This is a genomic window from Methylomagnum sp. (assembly GCF_054333355.1).
On sequence record NZ_JBTEKS010000054.1, the window covers coordinates 1 to 17,025 of the forward strand.

At 61.6% G+C, this 17,025-nt stretch carries 18 protein-coding genes and 1 pseudogene; 8 read left to right on the forward strand and 11 right to left on the reverse strand.

The features are described from left to right. Nucleotides 1-121 precede the first annotated feature (121 nt). Together mutM and ACXWUF_RS06545 are read left to right on the forward strand one after the other, a co-directional pair. A complete protein-coding gene (gene mutM, locus ACXWUF_RS06540) occupies nucleotides 122-937 on the forward strand; it encodes a bifunctional DNA-formamidopyrimidine glycosylase/DNA-(apurinic or apyrimidinic site) lyase (protein ID WP_458493867.1) in 816 nt (271 codons plus the stop codon). A gap of 123 nt (nucleotides 938-1,060) precedes the next feature. Continuing rightward, nucleotides 1,061-2,836, forward strand: coding sequence for a hypothetical protein (locus tag ACXWUF_RS06545; protein WP_458493868.1), 1,776 nt, complete (start codon nucleotides 1,061-1,063; stop codon nucleotides 2,834-2,836). A gap of 94 nt (nucleotides 2,837-2,930) precedes the next feature. Here the strand turns inward: ACXWUF_RS06545 and ACXWUF_RS06550 are convergent. Continuing rightward, nucleotides 2,931-3,209, reverse strand: a pseudogene (locus tag ACXWUF_RS06550) (M4 family metallopeptidase); the annotation flags it as partial. Between the two features lie 169 nt (nucleotides 3,210-3,378). Beyond that, nucleotides 3,379-3,720 (reverse strand): NIPSNAP family protein, encoded by a 342-nt coding sequence (locus ACXWUF_RS06555; protein WP_458493869.1) that lies wholly within the window; start codon nucleotides 3,718-3,720, stop codon nucleotides 3,379-3,381. Between the two features lie 102 nt (nucleotides 3,721-3,822). Between ACXWUF_RS06555 and mutS the strand changes: the two genes are divergently transcribed. The 6 genes from mutS to ACXWUF_RS06585 all read left to right on the forward strand — a co-directional run bounded on the left by mutS (nucleotide 3,823) and on the right by ACXWUF_RS06585 (nucleotide 9,095). Further along, a complete protein-coding gene (mutS, locus tag ACXWUF_RS06560) occupies nucleotides 3,823-6,396 on the forward strand; it encodes a DNA mismatch repair protein MutS (RefSeq protein WP_458493870.1) in 2,574 nt (857 codons plus the stop codon). Nucleotides 6,397-6,541: 145 nt separating this feature from the next. Beyond that, nucleotides 6,542-7,156 (forward strand): hypothetical protein, encoded by a 615-nt coding sequence (locus tag ACXWUF_RS06565; RefSeq protein WP_458493871.1) that lies wholly within the window; start codon nucleotides 6,542-6,544, stop codon nucleotides 7,154-7,156. Nucleotides 7,157-7,562: 406 nt separating this feature from the next. Beyond that, nucleotides 7,563-8,102 carry a DUF3782 domain-containing protein gene (locus ACXWUF_RS06570; protein ID WP_458493872.1) on the forward strand — a complete coding sequence of 180 codons (540 nt, stop codon included), beginning with the start codon at nucleotides 7,563-7,565 and terminating at the stop codon, nucleotides 8,100-8,102. A 113-nt stretch (nucleotides 8,103-8,215) separates the two neighbouring features. Continuing rightward, nucleotides 8,216-8,455 (forward strand): hypothetical protein, encoded by a 240-nt coding sequence (locus ACXWUF_RS06575; protein ID WP_458493873.1) that lies wholly within the window; start codon nucleotides 8,216-8,218, stop codon nucleotides 8,453-8,455. Continuing rightward, complete coding sequence (locus ACXWUF_RS06580) at nucleotides 8,452-8,856, forward strand: PIN domain-containing protein (RefSeq protein ID WP_458493874.1); 405 nt, start codon at nucleotides 8,452-8,454, stop codon at nucleotides 8,854-8,856. Before ACXWUF_RS06575 ends, ACXWUF_RS06580 begins: the two co-directional genes overlap by 4 nt. 50 nt (nucleotides 8,857-8,906) lie before the next feature. Beyond that, the gene (locus ACXWUF_RS06585) at nucleotides 8,907-9,095 is read left to right on the forward strand and encodes a DUF2281 domain-containing protein (RefSeq protein ID WP_458493884.1); all 189 of its coding nucleotides are present in this window, start codon (nucleotides 8,907-8,909) and stop codon (nucleotides 9,093-9,095) included. A gap of 55 nt (nucleotides 9,096-9,150) precedes the next feature. Here the strand turns inward: ACXWUF_RS06585 and ACXWUF_RS06590 are convergent, their stop codons facing one another. The 9 genes from ACXWUF_RS06590 to ACXWUF_RS06630 all read right to left on the reverse strand — a co-directional run. Next, on the reverse strand, nucleotides 9,151-9,879 hold the full coding sequence (locus tag ACXWUF_RS06590; RefSeq protein ID WP_458493875.1) for a DsbC family protein: 729 nt from the start codon (nucleotides 9,877-9,879) through the stop codon (nucleotides 9,151-9,153). Nucleotides 9,880-9,909: 30 nt separating this feature from the next. Further along, nucleotides 9,910-11,271 carry an RIP metalloprotease RseP gene (gene rseP, locus ACXWUF_RS06595; protein WP_458493876.1) on the reverse strand — a complete coding sequence of 454 codons (1,362 nt, stop codon included), beginning with the start codon at nucleotides 11,269-11,271 and terminating at the stop codon, nucleotides 9,910-9,912. A gap of 6 nt (nucleotides 11,272-11,277) precedes the next feature. Further along, complete coding sequence (gene ispC / locus ACXWUF_RS06600) at nucleotides 11,278-12,465, reverse strand: 1-deoxy-D-xylulose-5-phosphate reductoisomerase (RefSeq protein WP_458493877.1); 1,188 nt, start codon at nucleotides 12,463-12,465, stop codon at nucleotides 11,278-11,280. After that, nucleotides 12,466-13,401 (reverse strand): phosphatidate cytidylyltransferase, encoded by a 936-nt coding sequence (locus ACXWUF_RS06605; RefSeq protein WP_458493878.1) that lies wholly within the window; start codon nucleotides 13,399-13,401, stop codon nucleotides 12,466-12,468. 152 nt (nucleotides 13,402-13,553) lie between these two features. Beyond that, nucleotides 13,554-14,312, reverse strand: coding sequence for a polyprenyl diphosphate synthase (uppS, locus tag ACXWUF_RS06610; RefSeq protein ID WP_458493879.1), 759 nt, complete (start codon nucleotides 14,310-14,312; stop codon nucleotides 13,554-13,556). A 149-nt stretch (nucleotides 14,313-14,461) separates the two neighbouring features. Then, the gene (frr, locus tag ACXWUF_RS06615; RefSeq protein ID WP_458493880.1) at nucleotides 14,462-15,019 is read right to left on the reverse strand and encodes a ribosome recycling factor; all 558 of its coding nucleotides are present in this window, start codon (nucleotides 15,017-15,019) and stop codon (nucleotides 14,462-14,464) included. Next, nucleotides 15,016-15,747, reverse strand: coding sequence for a UMP kinase (pyrH, locus tag ACXWUF_RS06620; protein ID WP_458493881.1), 732 nt, complete (start codon nucleotides 15,745-15,747; stop codon nucleotides 15,016-15,018). Before pyrH ends, frr begins: the two co-directional genes overlap by 4 nt. An 81-nt stretch (nucleotides 15,748-15,828) precedes the next feature. Continuing rightward, on the reverse strand, nucleotides 15,829-16,713 hold the full coding sequence (gene tsf / locus ACXWUF_RS06625; RefSeq protein WP_458493882.1) for a translation elongation factor Ts: 885 nt from the start codon (nucleotides 16,711-16,713) through the stop codon (nucleotides 15,829-15,831). Between the two features lie 111 nt (nucleotides 16,714-16,824). Next, nucleotides 16,825-17,025 (reverse strand): 30S ribosomal protein S2 (locus ACXWUF_RS06630; protein WP_458493883.1); only part of this gene is annotated, 201 nt, incomplete at its 5' end.

Sequence of the window (17,025 nt, forward strand, 5' to 3'; positions counted from 1 at the left end):
CATATCGCTGTAAGACTGCATAAGCTTGGCTTATCCAGAAGTGGCATTATCCATTCCAATCCTTCGGTTTTTATGATGGCGGAAGGAGCGCCGCGATTCTCAACCCCATAAGCCGCGAACCATGCCCGAACTCCCGGAAGTCGAAACCACCCGCCGAGGCATCGCCCCCCATATACTCGGTGCCAGCATCGCCGGACTGGTGGTCCGTCAGCCCCGGCTGCGCTGGCCGGTGCCGGGGGATTTGCCGGGCAAGCTGGCGGGACAATCAATCCAGGCCGTGCGGCGGCGGGGCAAATACCTCCTGTTGGACACGGGGACCGGCACCCTGATTTTCCACTTGGGCATGTCCGGCAGCCTGCGGCTCACCGACCCGAATCACCCGCCCCGGAAGCACGACCACCTCGACTTGGTGTTCGGCAACGGACTCTGCCTGCGCTTCCACGATCCGCGCCGGTTCGGCTGCCTGCTGTGGACCGAAGCAGAACCGGAGAGCCATCCCCTGCTGGCGAATCTCGGCCCGGAACCCTTGTCCGCCGATTTCACCGGCCACTATCTCCACGAGCGGGCCGGCGAGCGTCATCTGGCCGTCAAGCTGTTCATCATGGACAGCCACATCGTGGTGGGCGTCGGCAACATCTACGCCAACGAATCCCTGTTCCGGGCCGGCATTGCCCCCGCCCGGCCCGCCGGTCGAGTCTCCCTGGCCCGCTACGAGAAGCTGGTCGAATCCATCCGGGAGGTGCTGGAAGCCAGCATCGAACAAGGCGGCACCACCTTGCGGGATTTCGTCAACGAATCGGGCAATCCGGGCTATTTCCGCCAGACCTTGCAAGTTTACGAGCGGGCCGACGAACCTTGCCGACACTGCGGAACGGCGCTACGGCAAGGCCGACTGGGTCAGCGGGCAACCTACTGGTGCGGGAAGTGCCAGCGATGAAAGCCCCCGAGCCAATCCGTGCAGGCGCCCGCAAAACAACCCGGCACAATGCGCTAAGCTGAAAGAATGGATTCTTACCCGGTGTTCAACACACAAAAAAGAACTAACCCAGAGAAGAATGCCATGAAGAAAGCGACCACCCATACCATGTATATGCACCTCATAGAGCCGCAACCCAAAGTCAAGATTCCCGCGCCGAGGCCCAAGACGTTGACGGCTTGGCTGGCCGAGTTGCCGCTGACCAATTCGCGGCGCTGCTTCAACGCCATAGACGCCGTGCTGGAAGCCTTCAACGCCGACGCTAAGATTCCAGCGGCCACCCGGCTGGAGCTGGCGGAACTGCTCCGGCCCATGGTTTGCCTGTTGGCGGAGCGGGCGGAAAGCCATTTCATGGACGCGCCGCTGCCCTATCCGCCCCAAGCGGAGTATTACGCAGGGCTGGCGCTGCGCCTACATGAGCGCCTGGGCAGGGCCTACGCGCTGGCCGGACTCGATCCGAACTACAAGCCGGGCTGGTTCGAGAAAAGCGAGCGCCATCTGACCCGGTCCCTATACCGGGCGCTCCAACATTGGGGGCTGGTGCTGCTGCGGACGGCCCAGCAATATCGGACGCCGACAGCGGACTACTGGGCGATGCTGTATGACTTGTACCGGAACACTGAAATCCGCCAACTCTTGCTGGCCCGCTTCGATGATCCCGAGGAACCCGAAAGCTGCCAGACGCCCTTGGGCGTATTCAAGCGGACCCTGCTGTTCGCGCTGACCAGCACCCGCCATTTGCGGCAGCGGGATATGTGGCATGTCTACGACCTACTCGGCACCTTGGTGGACCAAGCGGTGCTGAGCGCCGAAAATGAACGGGAGGGCGAACCCGCCGAATTCTTCGTGCGCTTGAACGAGGCCCGCCCGCCTTTTTGCAGTCATCCCGAAGACGGCGAGGACAAGGCCAAGCGCCGGTTCCTATTCACCGGGGACTTGACCCGCGAATTGAGCAAACAAGCCCTGCTCCAAACCGCCGAGATCGGTTCCGAAATCAGCGCCAAGGACAAGCGCGCCATCGACCGGGCCGCCTTGTTGCGCATGGCTAAAAACCTGGAAGGCAGCCATAAGCGCAAGGGCGAACGCAAGGCCCAGGACGAAACCTGCCGTTGCGTGCTCGGGCTGGGCCGCTTCATGAGCGCCCTTCTCCCTGCGTCCACGGCGTCAAAGGCCTCGGCGCGGCCCAGTTCCTCGTTCAATCCCGACTTGGTTGATCGGCTCATTACCGACAACTTGGATTTCGCCCCCGAGGACCGCAGGGCACTCCTTCCTCAGGGCATGCATCTCGAACCGGAATTCGGGGACCGCAACATTCGCAGCGAAATGATGGCGTCAAAATTCTTCGCGAAAAGAAGCCTAACCCGCGAAGACATCTGGCAGACGGAGCCAACCGCGACGCCCCCCGCCGAAGCCGAGAACGCCGTGGTGGAGGCCCGCATCGCCAACGCGAGCCAGCACGGCTATTGCTTGGCTTGGCCGTCGGACCAAGTGGCGGGGGTTCGGATTGGGGAATTAATTGGCGTGCTTGACGAGCAGGCAGCCTCATCCATATCCATAGGCGTGATCCGCTGGCTGCATTGCGCCGATGGGCAGGTCATGCTGGGGGTGGAGCAACTGACCACCGCCGCCGAGCCGGTGGACATTCTGGACCCAGCCATGAAGCCCGCCGCGAAAGGCTTGCTCATGCCGCCGGAACCGGGCCTCCGAACCGTCCCGGAATTATTGGCTTTGCCGGGCAAGGCCCAGATAGGCACCATGGTGTTCGTGCGCGGCGGCGACCCCCACGGAAAATTCTATCGAGCGCATCGTCTGCACGAGAACACGGCCTCGTTCAGCCGGTTTGGGCTGGTGGCTGGATAAGAGGCCCGCCGGGATGCGGGGGACGGTCTTGCTGAGCGAAGCCGAAGCCAGCACCGCCAAGCCGGTCAATCCCCGCCCCCCGAAGAGCCAGCCCTCAAAGCCCCGCCGCCTTCCACGCTTCGTCCACCGCCTTGAGCGCCGCGTCGCCATACTTACGGGCCAGTTCGCGGGTGCTGGCGACAGCGTCGGCGAACCGGGAATCGGGCCGCAAACGAGTGGTCAGCGCTTCGTACCAGATGCGTCCGGCGACCTCCCAGGCATTGCCGCCCAGCGCCATGGCCGCGAGATAAAAGGCATGATTGGGGATTCCGTAATTGGCATGCACGCCGCCGTAATCACCACCACCGCCGCGATAATACTTCCACATGTGGCTTGGCTGCGGGTCTTTGCCGAGTTAAAGCACAGCCCCACCAAATCTCGCGTCATTCATCTGGTTTTATAAGTCCAAGTTGCGAATCGCTTGGAATTTTGAATCCAAAGCAAGCATCAGACTCCACCGCCTATCCAAAGTAACGGCGGCGCGGAAGCGGCGAGAAAAAGCCTCAAGCCAAGGATTCCGCGAACTTCGCCTCAACCCGCAGATAACTGGCGGTCCCGCCCGGCACACGGGAAAAAATATCCTGCCATACCGGGTCGGCCTGAATGCGCTTCCAGGTCTCGTCCCGTTGCGCGGCGCTTTCCCAGCGGATGATCCAAGTCAGATTGGCGGAACCCAGCGGGTCCAAGGTCTCGCCGCCGACTTCGGGCGCGGCGTCGGTGTTCGCCCAGAATCCCAACAAATCGAGTTGGCCGGACATGAAGGGAATCGCCTCGGTTCTCGCCCACGCTTTGTAGGCGTCCAGGAGTTCGGGGTTGAAGTGGTAGTTTCTGATTTCGTAGAACATGGGTGGACTCAGTGGTTAGTGGTTAGTGGTTAGTGGATGGCATGATACTGAAAACAGGTCCGCAATCTCAGTTCCCGCCGCTTTCCGCTAAAATTCCGCCCCATGAAACTAGACCCCGCCACCCTCGCCCGCCATACCCCCTTGATGCAGCAATACCTCCGCATCAAGGCCGAACAACCCGACCGCCTGCTGTTCTTCCGCATGGGGGACTTCTACGAGCTGTTCTACGACGACGCCCGTAAGGCCGCCCGGCTGTTGGACATCACCCTGACCTCGCGGGGCGAATCCGCCGGGGAACGCATCCCCATGGCCGGCGTCCCCTATCACGCCGTCGAGGGCTATCTGGCCCGGCTGGTCAAGCTGGGCGAGTCGGTCGCCATCTGCGAGCAAATCGGCGATCCCGCCCTCGCCAAGGGTCTAGTGGAACGGCGGGTGGTGCGGGTCGTCACGCCCGGCACGGTCACGGAAGAAGCTTTACTGGAAGAGCGCCGCGACAACGTGCTGGTAGCCATCGCCCCGGTCGGGAAAGCGCTGGGATTGGCCGCGCTGGACTTGGCGGGCGGGCGGTTCGCGGTGCAGCAGTTGGAGAGCGTCGAAAGCCTGTTGGGCGAATTGGAGCGGCTGAACCCGTCGGAAATCCTGGTCGGCGAGGACTGGCCGCAGCCTCTGGGCGTGGCCTCCCGGCGCGGCCTGACCAAGCGCCCGGCGTGGCATTTCGAGCCGGAAAGCGCCCGTCATCTGCTGCTGCGCCAGTTCGGCACCCAGGACTTGGCGGCATTTGGTTGCGAACGCCTGCCCGCCGCCATCGCCGCCGCTGGTTGCCTGGTCCAATACGTCCGGGAAACCCAGCAGCGCGCCCTGCCCCCCTTCCAGGGCTTGCGGGTGGAAAGCCATGCCGACGTGATCGTGCTGGACGCGGCCAGCCGCCGCAATCTGGAATTGGATTTTCACCCGTCGGGCCGGGGGGAACTGACCCTGTTCGGCGTGCTGGACCGCACCGTTACCGCCATGGGCGGACGGCTGCTGCGGCGCTGGCTGCACAGCCCTTGGCGCGACCGGCGGGTGTTGGAGAGCCGTTATCAGGCCATCGGCACGTTGCTGGATGATGGCGGTTTCCGCGCCGTCCGCGAGTTGCTGCGGACGGTGGGGGACATCGAGCGCATCGCCTCCCGCATCGCCCTGAAATCGGCCCGGCCCCGCGACCTCGCCACCTTGCGGCTATCGCTGGCCGGATTGCCCGCCATCCACGCGGCGCTGAACAATCTGGAAGCGCCGCGCCTGATCGCGTTGCGGGAAAAAATCCGCGAACAGCCGGACCTCCTCGACCTGCTGCAACGGGCCATCATCGACAACCCGCCCATGCTGATCCGGGACGGCGGCGTCATCGCCGAGGGCTACCACTCGGAACTGGACAGCCTGCGCGACCTCAGCCAGAACACCGAGCGCTTCCTGGTGGAATTGGAGCAGCGCGAGCGGCAGCGCACCGGCATCGCCACGCTCAAAGTCAACTTCAACCGGGTGCAGGGCTTCTTCATCGAGCTGTCCCGCAACCATGCCGAGAAAGTGCCGGTGGATTACGTCCGCCGCCAGACCTTGAAGGGCGTGGAGCGCTACATCACCCCGGAATTGAAGACCTTCGAGGACAAGGTGCTGGGCGCCCGCGAGCGTGCCCTGGCTTTCGAGAAAGCCTTGTATGACGGGCTGCTGGACGAACTGGGGACTTATCTGAACGACCTGCGGCTATGCGCCGATGGATTGGCGGAACTGGACGTGCTGGCGAATCTGGCGGAACGGGCCGACCGTCGGGGTTATGTCGCGCCGGTGCTGAGCGAGACGCCGGGCATCAAGATCGTGGCGGGGCGGCATCCGGTGGTGGAAAGCGTGCTGGCCGAGCCGTTCGTGCCGAATGATTTGGAGATGTCGCCAGAAAGACGTATGTTGATTATTACTGGACCAAATATGGGAGGAAAGTCAACCTGCATGAGACAAATTGCGCTGATTGTGCTGATGGCCCATATCGGCAGCTTCGTGCCCGCCGACAGCGCCGTCATTGGCCCGGTGGACCGCATCTTCACCCGCATCGGCGCGTCGGACGACCTCGCCAGCGGGCGCTCGACCTTCATGGTGGAAATGACCGAGACCGCCCACATCCTTCACCACGCCACGGCCAACAGCTTGGTGCTGATGGACGAGATCGGGCGCGGCACCAGCACTTTCGATGGGCTGTCCCTGGCCTGGGCGGCGGCGGGGCATCTGGCGCGGGAAATCAAGGCGTTCACCCTGTTCGCCACCCATTACTTTGAACTCATTGCCCTGCCGGAGGAATGTCCGGGGGTCCACAACATCCATTTGGATGCGGTGGAGCATAAGGACGGCGTGGTGTTCCTGCACGCGGTGAAGGATGGTCCGGCCAATCAAAGCTATGGCTTGCAGGTGGCGGCGTTGGCGGGCGTGCCGAAGAAGGTGGTGCAGAAGGCGCGGGAGAAGCTGGCGACGTTGGAGAAGCAGGCTTATGCGAAGAATTCACGGGGGAAGGAGAGCCAGCAACTGGATTTGTTTAGCGTGAATGAGCCGAGTCCGGCGTTGCTGAAATTGCGGGATATTTCGCCGGAGGATGTTAGCCCTAAGCAGGCGTTGGAGTTGTTGTATTTGTTGAGGGAGTTGGCGGGGTATTAGGTTTGGGGGTCGTGACTTGTGGGATTGACGTTATGAATTGTGGAGCTTACTGTTCCGGCTTTTGCGGCAAAAGCAACGCATAAGCAAACTGCCCACATGGCAATTTTGCTGCCTACTTCACGTTAGACCTTTTCGATGACGGACCATGTTGTTCCCAACGCACACACAACTCGGAATGCAGCTAGCTTGGCGCTTCACCGAGGTATTACCAGAAACCTTTGAACGCGACCGCGAGAAAGTTCGCGGGATCAGGTTTCCCATTGTTACTCCCCTTCCGCTCACCGGACAACCGACCAAGCCCATTGATCCACGTCATATAGATGGCCCGTTTATCTACGCCCTCTTTGCCGAGACGGGAGCAATCAAGTACGTGGGCGTTGCCACAGAGGAGTATATTCTTTCGCCACTCGACCGTTGGATCAGACCAAACAAGGAAAAGACAAGACACTATTGGGCACACGGTACGAATAAAAAGAACGGTGGCGTCGTGGTAAAAATGGCCGAAGGCCTCGTGTCGGGCGAAGGTCCGTATAGCCTGTACTTCACCAACTATGGACGCGTTGTGCCAAGACTGCAAAACCGTGCTGCTTCCCTTGGGGTTCCATTTGGCGGGTTCGCATCTGTGGCATCCGGCAAGCTCCTTGAGGAACTTGAGCACGCGCTCATCTACTCACTGCAACCCCCGTGGAACGAGAGGAAACGGCGCAGTCCACCGAAGAGTGGGATTTTGCGAATCGCCGATTACTGGAACGCTCCGTGAAAAGGCCCAATTCCTAACAAGCGTAGCCCGGACAAAGCGCAGCGGAATCCGGGCCACGAGTATTAGGTATATTCATCGTTCCCACGCTCAGCGTGGAAATCCCGTCCCGGCCACTCTGCGGTCCATAACGACTAGAAACCCTCGAAATCCCCCATAACCCGCCGCCGATACCGCATCACTAAAAAAGCTGGACTATTGGCGGTATTCCAGCGCGGCGAATTGGGCGGGATTGCCGGGGTTGATTCCGGTGGATTGTTGGTATTGAGTTATTCGGTGACGGGCCGCAGATCGGCCTTAACGGCGCTCCCACGCTGAGCGTTGGATCGACGAAAACCCGCAGCCATGGACAAACCCCGCCCAACGTAGTGCAATAGCGCTCATTCGCCCACCCACCGGACACCCGCCCATGGCCGTCACCATCGAATCCATCATGGAAACCCTGAACCAGGTCGCCAAAATGTCTGCGGAAACCGCCCAGCAAATGAGGGAAACCGACCGCAAACTCAAGGAAGTCACCCAAGCCATCGGACGCTTGGGCAACCGACTCGGCGAATTCGTCGAAGAAATGGTCCGGCCCGCCGTGGTGCGGCTGTTCCGGGAACGCGGCATCGACGTACACGAGGTCCACCAACGCGCCTCCGCCCAACGGGACGGCGACGCCATGGAAATCGACCTGCTCATCGTCAACGACATCGACGCCATCCTCGTGGAAACCAAGAGCGAACTGAAAACCGACGATGTGCGCGAACACCTAGACCGGCTCGCACGCTTTAAGAAGCTCTTTCCAACCTATAAAAATCACCGGGTCATGGGAGCCGTGGCGGGCATGGTCGTCCCTGACGAAGTGGCCCGCTACGCCTATCGGCAAGGCTGCTTCGTGCTGGCCCAAAGCGGCGATTCTGTCACCATCCGCAACGACGCGGCATTCAAGCCGAAGGTTTGGTAAGCCAGAACCGGATCGAACAAAGGCGTCGGGCATGAGTACATGCCCGACCTACAACACTGAGCGTGGGAACGATAAAAGAGAATATCCCCCTTAAATCATTCGCGAGATCAATCATGTACGCCATCCGCCAGATAATTGAAGACCCGCAAGACTCCATTTTCGTCCCCCAAGAACTCCGCCACCGCCCCATCGAAGTGCTCTTCATCGCCTTGGAGCAAGACAGCGAAGCGTCGGCGGCGGGCAAACCAAAACCCCACCGGGACGCCATCAATGCTTTCCGTGGCAAGGGCAAAGGTGGCACAGTGGCGGCGTTGCTGGCTGATCGTGCGGCAGACCGTGAACGTGAGGCATGAACGGATTTTTGCTCGACACCTCGGCCTTGCTGGCTCTGCGCGATGATGAGCCGGGAGCCGCTCGGGTTGACGAGTTACTGCACAACGCCCAAAGCGGCGGGCCTCCCTGCTACTCGTGCTTCATGACCCTGATGGAAGTGTTCTACCGCGTTTGGAAAAATGAAGGCGAAGCCGCCGGGCGCGAGGCTTACGCGGATTGCCTTGCTCTACCGATTCGCTGGCTTCACGAATCCCCGGAATTGCTGGAGCGGGCGGCAGCGGTCAAGGTCACCCACCCGTTGTCGGTTGCGGATGCATGGATTGCGGCGGCGGCGCTGGAACTAGACGCCACGTTGGTTCACAAAGACCCGGAGTTCGAGCGGCTTCCGGGCCTGAAAGAAGAGCGTTTGCCCTATAAGTAGCGGATTGCGGATTCACTGATGAGGAATCCCCCATAAGCATCGCCGAGCGCATCTACGAAACCGTCAAGAACATGCCCGAAGCCCAAGCCGCCGAAGTGTTGGATTTCGCCGAATACGTGAAGGCCAAGCATCCCGCCCAAGCCTCGGGCGAAGCCATCAAAAACCTGTTGGCTACCATGCCCGACGTTGGCGAGGACGACGATTTTTCCCGGCTCCGCAACTTGGCGCGCGAGGGATAGAAACGCAAAAAGGCCGACTCAGTTTCAAAAACCGAGCCGGCCTTTTTTCAGGAAGTTACTTCTTGGCGGCGGCGTCCCGATTCAACATCTTCGACAACTGCGCCGCCGGCACATAGCCCGGCAGGATGGCACCCTTGTCGGTCACGATCATCGGCGTGCCGTTGGCCCCCATGGCGCTGCCCAAGGCCAGATGCTCGTCCACCGGGTTGTCGCACTCCTTGCGCGGCAGGTTCTCGCCCTTTTTGGCCTTGGTGAAGGCGTCGTTGCGGTCCTTGGCGCACCAGACCGAGACGGCCTTGTAGTAGGACTCGGTGTCCGGGCCGCTGCGCGGGAAGAAGAGATAGCGGATTTCGATGCCTTCCCTCAAATAGCTGTCGATCTCGGAATGCAGCTTCCGGCAGTAGCCGCAATCGATGTCGGTGAAGACATAGGCCACATGGCTGCCCATCTTCGGCTTGAACACGACCATGTTATTGGTGCCCACCTTCTCCAAGGCGTTCAACCGCGCCCCCGCCTGCTTCTTCTCGGTCAAGTCCTCGCGAGCCTTGATGTCGATCAAGGAGCCTTGCACCAGATAACGGCCATCCTCCGACACGTAGAACAGCTTCGGACCCACGGCGACTTCGTATAGGCCGGGCATGGGCGAAGGTTCGATGGAATCCGGCTTCACATTCGGCAGCGCTTGCTTGAGCGCTTCCTCAATGGCCTTGGTGTCGGCGGCTTGGATCGAGCCGGAAAGGAGAAGAGCCAGCCCCCCAAGGGCCATGCCAAGTAGCTTTTTCATAGTATTCCAGAGGGTTAAGGTAGGATTCGGTCAGGAAAGCAGGCGGTCTATATCCAGCACGAAGGCCAGACTCATCAGGCACAGCAGGATGAAAATGCCGACCTGCTGGCAGAACACTTGAGTTTGCTCGGACACCGGGCTGCCCTTGATGGCCTCCACCAAATAGAACAGCAGATGGCCGCCATCCAGCACGGGAATGGGCAGCAGGTTCATGATGCCAAGGCTGATGCTGACGATGGCGAGGAACTTCATGAACTGCCCAACGCCGGAACTGGCGGATTGTCCCGCGTACTGCGCGATGCTGATGGGACCGCTCAAGTTTTCGACCGCCGCCTTACCAACGATCATTCGGCCTATCATCCGCAGCGTCAACCCGGAATATTCCACGGTTTTTTCGACGGCGGCGCCGAAGGCGGCCATCGGTCCCAGCCGGTACTCGGTCTGCATCGACTGCCCTAGTTCTTCCGGCACATGCACGCCCGCCCCGATCCGGCCAATCTTGCCCTCGGCGGAATCCACGGACTTCGGCGTGATGTCCACGGGGAACTGGGCACCATCGCGCTCGATGACGGCTTTAATCAGGGTCTCGGGACGCGCCCGGACATATTCGACCCACTGCTTCCAGGTTTCGACGGCCACACCATCGGCGCTAATCACCTTATCGCCCGGCTTCAAGCCGACCAGTTGCGCCGAGCTGTCCGGCTCAATCCGCTCAATGACCGGCGGCAAGGCCGGCTCGAAGGGACGGAAGCCCAGCTTCTTGTAAAGCGCGTCGGGCTGCTGGACCACGTCGGCGGGAATATTGAGGGCAAGCTCCCGCGTCGCGCCATCGGTCGTCTTCACGGTGACGGGAATGGTCCGCTCGTCCATCGCCTTCTCGACCACTTCGCCGATGGCGAGCGTCCAGGTCGGCGTCTCGTCCCCGTCCACCGCAATGATTTCATCGCCCTCGTGGAAACCGGCCTGCGCCGCCAGGGTGCCCTGAGCCACCGGACCCAGCACGGGCCGCGTGCCGGTCTCCCCCAGCATGAAGACGCCCCAGTAAATCAGTATCGCCAGGAAGAAATTGAATATTGGCCCGGCGGCGACGATGCCAGCGCGGCGCGGGATGGATTGCCGGTTAAAGGCATAGGGCAGATCGGCGGGGGCGACTTCGCCCTCCCGCTCATCGACCATTTTGACGTAGCCCCCCAGCGGCAAGGCACCGACCACAAATTCCGTGGCGGCGGGAGAGGCTTGGTGACGCCAGAGCGGCTTTCCGAATCCGATGGAAAACCGGATGACCTTGACACCCAGGCGGCGGGCTGCCCAATAGTGGCCGAACTCGTGGAAGGCGATCAGGACCGCCAGGGCCACGATGAAGAAGAACAGCGTATGGAGCAGCGACAGCATGATGAATTAAGGCACTCCTAGCCGGGTGATGTAAGCGTGCGCCGCCGCACGGGCCGAACGGTCGGCCTCCAACACGGCGTCGATGGTGTCCGCCGGACCCGTGGGCACCGCGTCCATGCAATGGGCGATGGTGTCCGGGATGGCCGTGAAGCGTATCTGGCCGTCCAAGAAGGAAGCGACGGCCACCTCGTTGGCGGCGTTGAGTATCGCCGGGCCACTGCCACCCGCCCTCACGGCCTCGTAGGCCAAACGCAGACAAGGGAAACGGTCCAAATCCGGCGGTTCAAAGTCCAATTGTCGGACCCCGAACAAATCCAATGGTTCCGCCCCGGAATCGAAGCGCCCCGGCCAGGCCAGGGCGTGGGCGATGGGGATGCGCATGTCGGGGTTGCCCATTTGCGCCAGCACCGTGCCGTCCATGTAATCCACCAGGGAGTGGATGACGCTCTGCCGATGCACGACCACTTGCACCAGTTCCGGCGGCATGTGGAACAGCAGGCAAGCTTCGATAAGCTCCAGCCCCTTGTTCATCATGGTGGCGGAATCCACCGAAATCTTCCGGCCCATGACCCAATTGGGATGGGCGACGGCCTGATCCGGGGTGACGTGTTCCAGTTCGTCCAAGGGCTTCCGCAGGAACGGCCCGCCCGAGGCGGTCAGCAGGATGCGGCGCACTTCGGCAGCCCGACGACCGGCATGGTAGTTGGCCGGCATGCACTGGAAGATGGCGTTGTGCTCGCTGTCGATGGGCAGAAGGTCAGCGCCCGACTCGGCCACCGCCGCCATGAACAGCGGGCCGGACATAACCAGGGCTTCCTTGTTCGCCAGCAACACGGCCTTGCCAGCCTTGGCCGCGGCGAGGGTCGGCAAGAGGCCGGCGGCCCCGACGATGGCGGCCATCACGGCGTCCACTTCCGGCAGCACGGACACTTCTTCCAACGCCTTCGCGCCGCTCAGGACTCGAATCTTGACCAGGCCGGCGGCGTCCAGGCGGTTCCGCAACTCAGCGGCCTGTTCCGCGCCGATCATCACCACGTAATCGGGCGTGAACCGGACGCATTGCTCGAACAGGCGGTCGAGATTGTGATTGGCGGTGAGCGCGACCACGCGATATTGGTCGGGGTGCCGCCCCACCACATCCAGCGTGCTGACGCCGATGGAGCCGGTCGAACCGAGTACGCAGATGCCTTTCATTTATTCATGCTCCTCATGGACCGCGCCGTCGTCAGGCAGGGCGGGCGCTTCCATGACTTCTTGGGTGTCGGGGTTCAGAATCAGGGTGGGCTGGTCCGTGCCGCTGACGCTCAGGAACAACCCCATGAGCAGGGAACCGGCGTAGAACACCGACACGCCCGCCAGAAGGCTGTCGATCCGGTCCAGCACGCCGCCGTGTCCGGGCAGGATCGTGCCGCTGTCCTTCGCGCCAGCGACGCGCTTGGCGAGGCTTTCGAACAAATCGCCGCAGATGGACACGGCGACGGTAATCAAGGACAGAAAGATGAAATCGGCGATTTCAACGCCGCCCAGGCCGAACAGGAACGCCGCGCCCAAAGCGAATAGGCCCGTGGCGAACAAGGCGCCATACACGCCCTCGGTGGTTTTGCCGGGGCTTATATCCGGGGCCAGCTTGGTGAAGCCCCAGTTCCGGCCAAAGAAATACGCCGCCGCGTCGGCAACCCAGACCAGCAGCACCAGATACAAGACCTGCTGGGCTTCGAAATTAAGGCGCAGCCAGACCATCATGATCCAGGCCGAGACCAGCACGAAGCCACCCGCCAACAGCTTGGCATACATGGGGTAGCTCAGCTTGACCAGCTTCTCCGGGCAACGGCGAAACGCCATTCCCCAGGCCAGCCACCAAACCACCACCGGCCCGAAGAACCACCAGGGCAAGGTGTCAGGCAACGAGGCCCGAAATAAATAGACAAACAGCATGGTGGCCAGCATCGCCACCATGAATCCGGCGCGGGCCGGCACATGGGTGAGTCCGCCTAAGCCCGTCCACTCGTGGGCGGCGGCCAGGATAATCAATCCCCACAGGATGGCGAAGCCATCCAGGGGCAGGAACAAAATCGCGGCGATGGTCAGGGGCGCCAACACCAGGGCCGTAATGACGCGGGTCTTTAGCATGGGACGACTTCTTGTAGTTCTAATGGATGAAGGATGGATGGAAACGAATGGCCCGGCTGGATCAGCCAGCGGGCCATGCTCGCCGGGAACCCGACCGACGGGATTGATGAACCGCTCGCGGCCCGGGTCCCCAACAGATTTGTCATGGCGCCTCAGCCCACGGACAGGGCTTCGACCTGCTCACCCGTGCAACCGAAGCGCCGCTGGCGACCAGCATAATCAGCCAGGGCTTGGTCCAGCGCGGCATCATCGAAATCGGGCCACAGCACGGGGGTGAAATACAATTCGGTGTAGGCCAACTGCCATAACAGGAAGTTGCTGATGCGCCGTTCCCCGCCAGTGCGGATGAACAGGTCCGGCTCCGGCAAATCCGCCAAGGCCAAGTGGGATTCGAACAAGGCGTTGTCGATGGCGGCGGCGCTTAATTCGCCCCGTTCGGCTCGCTCCGCCAAGGCGCGGGCCGCTTGCAGAATGTCCCAGCGCCCGCCGTAATTGGCGGCGATGACCAAATTAAGCCGCTGGTTGTTCCGGGTCAGTTCTTCCGAGGCGGCAATCCGCTCCTGCAAAATCGGCGCGAACGCGGCACGGTCGCCAATGATCCGCAGCCGCACGCCACTCTCATGCAGCTTCATGGTTTCGCGCTCGAGACTGGCGACGAACAACTCCATGAGCAAGGACACTTCCTGCTGGGGGCGCCGCCAATTCTCGCTGCTGAACGCGAACAGGGTCAGCGCCTCGATTCCTTTGCTTAAACAATATTCCACCGTCTTGCGCACCGAACCCACGCCGGCCCGATGACCGGCGGTGCGGGGCAAAAACCGTTTCTTGGCCCAGCGGCCATTGCCATCCATGATGATGGCAATATGGCGCGGCAACCGGCTGTCAGTGCTTGCAATCAGGGGAGCATCCATTCCATTTTTGCGCTAATTATGGGAGCAGCGGTATGACCCTACCGCCGGGAACCGTGCCCGCCGCCGGATGATCCGGTGGGCGGATACGGGATGGTGAATACCGCCGTAGAAAAGCGGCTGAATTCGCGGCATCTCTGACAACCGGGGCTTTAAACGGCCATCAAATCCGTTTCTTTTTCTCCCAGAACCTTGTCCACTTCCTTGACGTACTGGTCGGTCAGCTTTTGAATCTGGTCCTGGCCCTTGCGCTCCAAGTCCTCGGAAATGGCCTTTTCCTTCAAAGCGTTCTTGAGTTCGGTGTTGGCATCGCGGCGGATGTTGCGGATGGCGACCTTGGCGTTTTCCGCCTCGTGACGCACCACCTTGACCAAATCCTTGCGGCGCTGCTCGGTCAGCGGTGGCATCGGCACCCGGATGACCGTCCCGGCGTTGGAAGGATTCAGCCCCAAATCGGAGGTGAGAATGGCTTTCTCAATGGCCTGGACCATGTTCCGCTCCCAGGGCGTGACCGCCAGGGTACGGGCGTCTTCGATGGTGATATTCGCCGTCTGGCTCAGCGGCACGTCATTGCCGTAATAGGACACGGTGACGTGATCCAAGAGGCTCGGATGGGCGCGGCCCGTCCTGATCTTGGCGAGTTCATGCTTGAGCGCCTCGATGCTCTTGCCCATGCGCTCGGTGGCCCGTTTTTGAATAGAGTCGATCATGCTTGTTTCCCGGTTTCTATCAAAGACCCAATCTCTTCGCCATTGACCAAGCGCATCACCGCGCCGGATTCAAAGATGTTCATCACCCGCAGCGGCATGTCGTGGTCTCGGCACAACACCAAGGCCGTCGCGTCCATGACGTTCAAGCGCTGATCCAGCGCCTCGTCGTAGGTCACACGCGGATAAAACACGGCGTTGGGATTTTTCAGGGGATCGGCGGAATACACGCCGTCCACCTTGGTGGCTTTAATCAGCAGGTCCGCGTTGATTTCGATGGCACGGAGACTGGCGGCGGAATCGGTGGTGAAGAAGGGATTGCCGGTGCCGGCGGCGAAGATGACCACCCGCCCCTTTTCCAAGTGTCGGACGGCGCGGCGCTGAATGTAGTCCTCGCAGACCTGGTTGATCTTCAAGGCGGACATGACCCGCACCGGCTGGCCGAAATGCTCCAGGGCGTCCTGCATCGCCAGGGCGTTCAGCACGGTCGCCAACATGCCCATGTGATCGCCGGTCACGCGGCCCAAGCCTTCGCCGGCCTTTTCCGCGCCACGAATGAAGTTGCCGCCGCCAATCACTAGGCCGACCTGAATGCCGGCGGCGCAGAGTTCCTTGATTTCGAGCGCGAGACGCCGGATGGTTTGGGGGTCGATGCCGCCCCCCTGTTCGCCCATCAGGGCTTCGCCGCTCAGTTTGAGCAAAATCCGCGTGTATGTTCTTGGCGCACTCATCGGAAAATCCTGTTCTTAATGCTCAAGAAACGGGCGCTCGCGGCGGATTGCCGCGAACACCCGGCCATCATTGCGGGATGCTTAACGCAGACCCGCCTGGGCCATGACTTCTTCGGCGAAATTGCTTTCGACTTTTTCAATGCCTTCGCCGACCTCAAGACGGGCGAAGCGCTGGACGCTCGCGCCCTGGCCGCTCAACAGCTTGCCGACAGTTTGGTCGGGGTCTTTGACGAAAGGCTGGCCGGTCAGGGTGATTTCACCCAGGTACTTCTTGATGCGGCCTTCGACCATCTTCTCGACGATGTTGGCGGGCTTGCCCTCGGCGGCGGCTTGGGCCGCGAAAATCTCCCGCTCCTTGGCGATGGTGTCGGCGGGCACGCCGGTCTCATCGACGCACACCGGCTTGCTGGCCGCGATGTGCATGGCGATGTCCTTGCCCAGCTCGGGGGTGCCGCCGGTCAGTTCGACCAGCACGCCGATGCGGGTGCCATGCAGATAGCTCGCCACCCAGCCCGCCTCAGAGACGAAACGCTCGTAGCGGCGGACATTGATGTTCTCGTCGATCTTGGCGACCATGGCCCGGCGGGTTTCCTCGATGCTGGAACCGGACGGCATGGCGACCGCCAGCAGCTCCTCCAGCGTGTTGGCCTCGGACCCCAGGGCGGTTTCCGCGACGGCGGCGGCGAAGGCCATGAACTCATCGCCCTTGGCAACGAAGTCGGTTTCGCTGTTGACTTCCACGATAGTGGCGCACTTGCCGTCGGCGCTGGTCTTGACGCAGATGCAACCCTCGGCGGCGGTGCGACCAGATTTCTTATCGGCCTTCGCGAGTCCCGCCTTGCGCATCATCTCCACGGCGGCTTCCAAATCGCCATCGGTTTCTCCGAGCGCCCTCTTGCATTCCATCATGCCGGAACCCGTGCGCTCCCGCAGTTCCTTAACCATTGCAGCCGTGATATTGGCCATTAACCGATCCTCTACGTTAACAATTGCTGTGAAATCTTAAGCGTTCATGCTTATGAAAACGCCCCCCGAAGGAGGCGTGTCGAACCGTTCGAGCCTAAGCCCGGCGATTCCTTATTCGGCGTAAGCGGCTTCCGCCTCGGCCTGGGCCGCTGCCGCCGAGTCCATCTCCACAAACTCGTCTTCGCCGCCACCCGCCGCGTCCGGGGTGTTCGAGCGGCCTTGCAGGATCACCGCCGCCGCGGACTGGACATACAACTGGACCGCACGGATGGAGTCGTCGTTGCCCGGAATCACATAGTCGATGCCGACCGG

Excerpts from the sequence above, each read along its gene's own strand:
- mutM (WP_458493867.1), top strand. The coding sequence starts at position 122 with ATGCCCGAACTCCCGGAAGTCGAAACCACCCGCCGAGGCATCGCCCCC.
- ACXWUF_RS06545 (WP_458493868.1), top strand. The coding sequence starts at position 1,061 with ATGAAGAAAGCGACCACCCATACCATGTATATGCACCTCATAGAGCCG.
- ACXWUF_RS06555 (WP_458493869.1), bottom strand. The coding sequence starts at position 3,720 with ATGTTCTACGAAATCAGAAACTACCACTTCAACCCCGAACTCCTGGAC.
- mutS (WP_458493870.1), top strand. The coding sequence starts at position 3,823 with ATGAAACTAGACCCCGCCACCCTCGCCCGCCATACCCCCTTGATGCAG.
- ACXWUF_RS06565 (WP_458493871.1), top strand. The coding sequence starts at position 6,542 with ATGTTGTTCCCAACGCACACACAACTCGGAATGCAGCTAGCTTGGCGC.
- ACXWUF_RS06570 (WP_458493872.1), top strand. The coding sequence starts at position 7,563 with ATGGCCGTCACCATCGAATCCATCATGGAAACCCTGAACCAGGTCGCC.
- ACXWUF_RS06575 (WP_458493873.1), top strand. The coding sequence starts at position 8,216 with ATGTACGCCATCCGCCAGATAATTGAAGACCCGCAAGACTCCATTTTC.
- ACXWUF_RS06580 (WP_458493874.1), top strand. The coding sequence starts at position 8,452 with ATGAACGGATTTTTGCTCGACACCTCGGCCTTGCTGGCTCTGCGCGAT.
- ACXWUF_RS06590 (WP_458493875.1), bottom strand. The coding sequence starts at position 9,879 with ATGAAAAAGCTACTTGGCATGGCCCTTGGGGGGCTGGCTCTTCTCCTT.
- rseP (WP_458493876.1), bottom strand. The coding sequence starts at position 11,271 with ATGCTGTCGCTGCTCCATACGCTGTTCTTCTTCATCGTGGCCCTGGCG.
- ispC (WP_458493877.1), bottom strand. The coding sequence starts at position 12,465 with ATGAAAGGCATCTGCGTACTCGGTTCGACCGGCTCCATCGGCGTCAGC.
- ACXWUF_RS06605 (WP_458493878.1), bottom strand. The coding sequence starts at position 13,401 with ATGCTAAAGACCCGCGTCATTACGGCCCTGGTGTTGGCGCCCCTGACC.
- uppS (WP_458493879.1), bottom strand. The coding sequence starts at position 14,312 with ATGGATGCTCCCCTGATTGCAAGCACTGACAGCCGGTTGCCGCGCCAT.
- frr (WP_458493880.1), bottom strand. The coding sequence starts at position 15,019 with ATGATCGACTCTATTCAAAAACGGGCCACCGAGCGCATGGGCAAGAGC.
- pyrH (WP_458493881.1), bottom strand. The coding sequence starts at position 15,747 with ATGAGTGCGCCAAGAACATACACGCGGATTTTGCTCAAACTGAGCGGC.
- tsf (WP_458493882.1), bottom strand. The coding sequence starts at position 16,713 with ATGGCCAATATCACGGCTGCAATGGTTAAGGAACTGCGGGAGCGCACG.